Below are 4,292 nucleotides of genomic sequence, written 5' to 3'. Positions count from 1 at the left end.
TGTTGTTCGACGAGCATCCAATCCTGCAGACAATGTCCCGGGAGGGGCATCTATGGAGCCCGAGCTATCACATTGGGACGGTGGGGCATGTGTCTGCGGAAGCGATAGCGAGGCATATCAGGGATCAGAAGTTGCGGAGGGTCGGACGACCTGCTTCCTCCCTCCAATGGATTGGGGGGTCTCCGCAGGACGGATTCCATGAACAAGGCGAGATCGGCGCTGCTCTTTCAACACCGAGTCGCAGCATGAGATGGATCTCTGAGGGGCGTTGTCAATCGCTACAAGATCCTTCTAGAATCACGACCAGGAGTCCAGGCTCTTCTGGGACCTCACATTATCCTTGGCGGTGATCTTCGCGACTACAGCATCCACCCTGTCGACCGAGAATCCGTGTCTATCGCACATGATTCTCCGGACCTTCTCTCCATCTATCTCCTTCCATTTCAATGAATACGAATCAGTAACCTCAGGTTCCAGGAATACTCTCCTGACTTCCCCGAACTCCTCAGGCACCTGGACCTTTCCTTCCGCCCTTATCGCCTCCAGACTCCCCAGACGTTTGATGAGCGTCAAGGACTTCTTGGGCCCAATTCCCTTGACTCCTTCGTTGAAATCGGTGCCTATGAGTATGCCCATGTCCACCAGCTGTTCTCTGGTGACCTCGAGCGCAGACAGGACCTCACCCAAGGTCACAACCTCAGGGAAGACATCGACTGTCTTTCCAGAGGGCAGCCTGCGCTTTCCCGCGAGCGTCAGGTTCCTGACAAGATTGGGCGTTCCGAACAGGATCGCATCGAAGTCCTGGGAGGCGCCTGCCCACACATCCCCTCTTCTGGCCATGTGACTCATCTGAGCCTCCCCCTCGCCGGGAGCTTTGATCCACGGAATGCCCATCGCGTCCAGAAGAGAGACAGACTCCTCAATCATGTCCGAATCGAGCCTCGATGTCCTGGTCGCCTTCGACAGAGCTCTCTTGAGATCACCCTCTTCAAGAGCCTTCTTCCACTCTTTCTCAGCCACGACCTTCGCAGCTTTCCGGGCCTCGATGGTCTTCTTCTTGAGCTCTGGCGGTTTCCCATCGAAAACGTATGCGGGTTTGATCCCTAGCTCCAGAAGGGCAGCGCTCCTGTAGAACAGTCCGGACAGATGAGACGTGACTCTGCCGTCTTTGTCCATGAGGGGGGTACCATCGGGCTGCCTGATCATCGAAAGGAACTGGTAAAGGGTGTTGAACGCATCGATCGCGATGGACCTGCCAGTGAGGTCCTCGAGCGCGATCTTCCTGGCCTCGATCAGGCCCGAGATGTCGACTCCCATAGACCGTCAACTCCCAAAGGTCTCAAGACTGGCATGGACCGACTCACTGCGAAGAGCCGTTGTCCGAAGCGATCGGCAGGTAAAGGATTATGAACGAAACGCCTAGCCAGGCCAAGTCCAGCATGATCAGGAAGACGCTCGCGTTGACCGCGATTCCCACAACCAGAAGCAGCATAGGTAGCACGAACGTGACGTACACGAGCAATGGGTGTTCAAGCAATCTTTCAGACATATGACCAGACCCCTTGAGCATCCACGACGATATTAATCCTTCGAGGCGCCACACATCCTAAGTGCCTCGATGGCCGCCCTCATGCTGGGTGCCTTGAACACCGATGTGCCGGCGGCCAGGATGTCAGCACCCGCCCTCGCCGCAAGCTCTCCAGTCTCCGGCGTTATGCCGCCATCGATCTCCACGGGCACGCTTCTGCCAAGGCGCTCCATCTCCTTCTTTGCCAGGCCTATCTTCGGAAGGACCTCGGGCATGAACATCTGACCCCCGAAGCCAGGGTTCACAGACATGACCAAGAGCAGGTCGATCTCGTCCAGATATGGAAACGCCTTGTCGATTGGAGTTGGAGGATTCACGGCGAGTCCCGGCTTCTTGCCCAGATCGCGGATCATGCGTAGCGTCTGCTTCACATCTTGCTCGGCCTCGATGTGGATCTCGATAATGTCGGATCCGCTATCTGCGAAAGCCTTCACGTGCCTTTCTGGATGAGTGATCATCAGGTGCGAAATGAACGGGAGGCTCGAGTATTGCCGCAGGCTCTTGACCATGGACGGGCCTATCGTGATGTTGGGCACGAAGAAGCCGTCCATGACATCGATGTGGATGTAGTCCGCTCCTGCTTGGGACACTCTCAAGACCTCCTCACCAAGCTTTGAGGAGTCCGCAGCCAGTATCGATGGTGCGACAAGAGGCATGAGACGCGCAACACACTCACAGCGTATTATTGGTTTTGGTGTTGATTCGATCTTGCGAACGCTTTTAATACCATCATCCGGATTAGCGGTGCATGCCCGAACCGAGGCATGCTGTGGACAAGGTCCAGATGTGCGAAATCGAGGGCTGTAAGGCCGAGGCGGTAAGGTCCATCTCAGGAAAGAAGGTCGAGAAAGCGGGACTGAGTATAGCCGACCCATCGAAGAGCGTTCATCTGTGCCAGGCGCACTACAAGGAATTCAAGAAGAAGACCAAGAAGGACCGCACTCTCGACAGGCTCGGCTGGTAGAACACAGCCCTCCCCAACATCCAGCCCGACTGGCCCAAAAGTGGGATATAGTACTCTCTGATTCTCGCCATCGATGAAACCAGAGACCATACAGCTGCTCTCAAACGCGGGCCTGTTTGGTCCCGTTGTCATCGTCCCGCTGATACTCCAGAACGAGCTGGGGGCCTCGAAAGGGACCATCGGTCTGATAGCGGGCGGGTTTGCTGCGGCCGGATTCATTTCGAGTTACATCTTCGGCCGTGGTTCTGACGTCTACGGCCGACGCAACATCCTCCTAGCTGGTCTTCTCCTGTCCGGGATAGCAACCCTCTTGCAGGTCGCATCCTTGGCCTGGGGAGGGCTTGTCCTCTTTGCCTCAGTCAGGATACTGATCGGGTTCTGCTCGGGCATGTTCCCGGCTGCGCTTCTCGCATACGCATACGACATGAAGGGCAAGATGGGCGCATTCAGCGCCTGGGGTGCCCTTGGCTGGGCGATCGGCACCAATGCGGTGGTGGCTTTTGTGAGGTACGAGGACGCCTACATCTTCTGCGCGATCATAGTGTTCGTGTCGTTCGCCATCGCCCTGAGCTTGCCATTCAAAACCGATGCAAGGATGCAGGTTCCGTTCTTTCCAAGAAATCTGATCAAGAAGAACGCGCGAGTGTACTCATCCATGTTGATAAGACACACTGGAGCCAGCATGATATGGGTCACGTACCCTCTCTTTCTCGAGAGCATAGGCGCGACCCACCAATGGATAGGCGTCATCTACGGTGTGAATTCGGTCGGCCAATTCTTTTTCATGATGCTCCTGGATAGGTACGACCCGTCGCTCCTCGTCGCCGTCGGCCTTGGGAGTTCAGCATTGACCTTCTTCACATTCACGTTAGCTGGCAGCTATTGGGAGATCATACCTTCTCAAGCCCTTCTAGCATTCTCTTGGGCGTGTCTGTATGTCGGAAGCCTCAGGTACGTGATGGACCGGAACGTGGAGAAGGCAACTGCGGCCGGGCTTCTCTCCAGCACGATGAGCATATCAGGCATCATAGGACCCGTCCTCGGCGGAGTGGCGGTGATGGCATTCGATTTCAAGGGCACGATTGCCATAGCCACCGCAATGTCGATCATAGCGCTCTCGATCTTCATATACGACCTCAAGCGCTCTGGAGAGTTTTATCGGCTTAGATTGCCTTCCTGGAGCCCGAAATGAAGCTTGTGTCTACAACCTATTCAAATAGCTCGTAGACAAAATGAATAGCATTGTTCCCTAGCTCATCCTTTTGTTCCATGTCCTTCTAGCGTGAGATCGGAGCTATACCCCTTTCTTCTTGTTTTTCCATTCGATGTATGGCCAATACAAGAATAGCGAAGCACCAACGACGATACCGCCTAGCATCAGCACCCAATCTCCTGAGGAAGGATGTAACTCTAACTTGACCGCATTTGAAAGACCTGTCAGAAAGAGCGTGACACCAGTGAGCCCTGTCACTATCTTCAAGGCGAAACCAAACCTCTCAATCGTACCCTTGTACATCCCCCTGATTTGGCCATCCTTGTTTTCGATATGCCAAAGTGCTATTTCGTCGGGCTTGAGGCCAAAAGGCCTCTTGCACCATGCGCAATAAATAGCATCATCTGGATTCTCGGTTTCGCAACAAGGACATCGCATCACCAATTCCTCGTATCCCAATCGTCCTACCTACCTAAGGTCTTTCGGACCTAGGCCCTTTCCTCCCTATGGGGTTTTCATAGGCGATG

Annotated in this window: 6 protein-coding genes; 2 read left to right on the top strand and 4 right to left on the bottom strand. The window is 54.7% G+C overall.

The window, feature by feature from the left end:
* Nucleotides 1-297 precede the first annotated feature (297 nt).
* From fen to rpe, 3 genes are read right to left on the bottom strand one after another with little or no spacing between them, the layout of a single operon-like run.
* Complete coding sequence (fen, locus tag KJ653_01190; GenBank protein MBU0684452.1) at nt 298-1,317, bottom strand: flap endonuclease-1; 1,020 nt, start codon at nt 1,315-1,317, stop codon at nt 298-300.
* A 43-nt stretch (nt 1,318-1,360) separates the two neighbouring features.
* A complete protein-coding gene (locus KJ653_01185) occupies nt 1,361-1,549 on the bottom strand; it encodes a hypothetical protein (GenBank protein MBU0684451.1) in 189 nt (62 codons plus the stop codon).
* Between the two features lie 32 nt (nt 1,550-1,581).
* Nucleotides 1,582-2,244: a ribulose-phosphate 3-epimerase gene (gene rpe / locus KJ653_01180; GenBank protein MBU0684450.1), complete on the bottom strand. Its 663-nt coding sequence runs from the start codon at nt 2,242-2,244 to the stop codon at nt 1,582-1,584.
* Between the two features lie 128 nt (nt 2,245-2,372).
* Here rpe and KJ653_01175 point away from each other — a divergent pair, with 128 nt between their 5' ends.
* Both KJ653_01175 and KJ653_01170 read left to right on the top strand, forming a co-directional pair.
* Nucleotides 2,373-2,552, top strand: a complete 180-nt coding sequence (locus KJ653_01175) for a hypothetical protein (GenBank protein MBU0684449.1) — start codon at nt 2,373-2,375, stop codon at nt 2,550-2,552.
* Between the two features lie 73 nt (nt 2,553-2,625).
* The gene (locus KJ653_01170; GenBank protein MBU0684448.1) at nt 2,626-3,744 is read left to right on the top strand and encodes an MFS transporter; all 1,119 of its coding nucleotides are present in this window, start codon (nt 2,626-2,628) and stop codon (nt 3,742-3,744) included.
* 102 nt (nt 3,745-3,846) lie between these two features.
* Here KJ653_01170 and KJ653_01165 read toward each other — a convergent pair whose 3' ends face one another.
* Entirely contained in the window at nt 3,847-4,224 is a 378-nt protein-coding gene (locus tag KJ653_01165; GenBank protein ID MBU0684447.1) for a zinc ribbon domain-containing protein, read from the bottom strand.
* Nucleotides 4,225-4,292: the final 68 nt, after the last annotated feature.

This window comes from Candidatus Thermoplasmatota archaeon (assembly GCA_018814355.1).
Taxonomy (GTDB): domain Archaea; phylum Thermoplasmatota; class Thermoplasmata; order UBA10834; family UBA10834; genus COMBO-56-21.
Note: the sequence above shows the minus strand (reverse complement) of the source record. Positions and strands in the feature narration are given on the sequence as shown.

Coding starts and splice junctions, on each gene's coding strand:
- fen (MBU0684452.1), bottom strand. CDS start 1,317: ATGGGAGTCGACATCTCGGGCCTGATCGAGGCCAGGAAGATCGCGCTC.
- KJ653_01185 (MBU0684451.1), bottom strand. CDS start 1,549: ATGTCTGAAAGATTGCTTGAACACCCATTGCTCGTGTACGTCACGTTC.
- rpe (MBU0684450.1), bottom strand. CDS start 2,244: ATGCCTCTTGTCGCACCATCGATACTGGCTGCGGACTCCTCAAAGCTT.
- KJ653_01175 (MBU0684449.1), top strand. CDS start 2,373: ATGTGCGAAATCGAGGGCTGTAAGGCCGAGGCGGTAAGGTCCATCTCA.
- KJ653_01170 (MBU0684448.1), top strand. CDS start 2,626: ATGAAACCAGAGACCATACAGCTGCTCTCAAACGCGGGCCTGTTTGGT.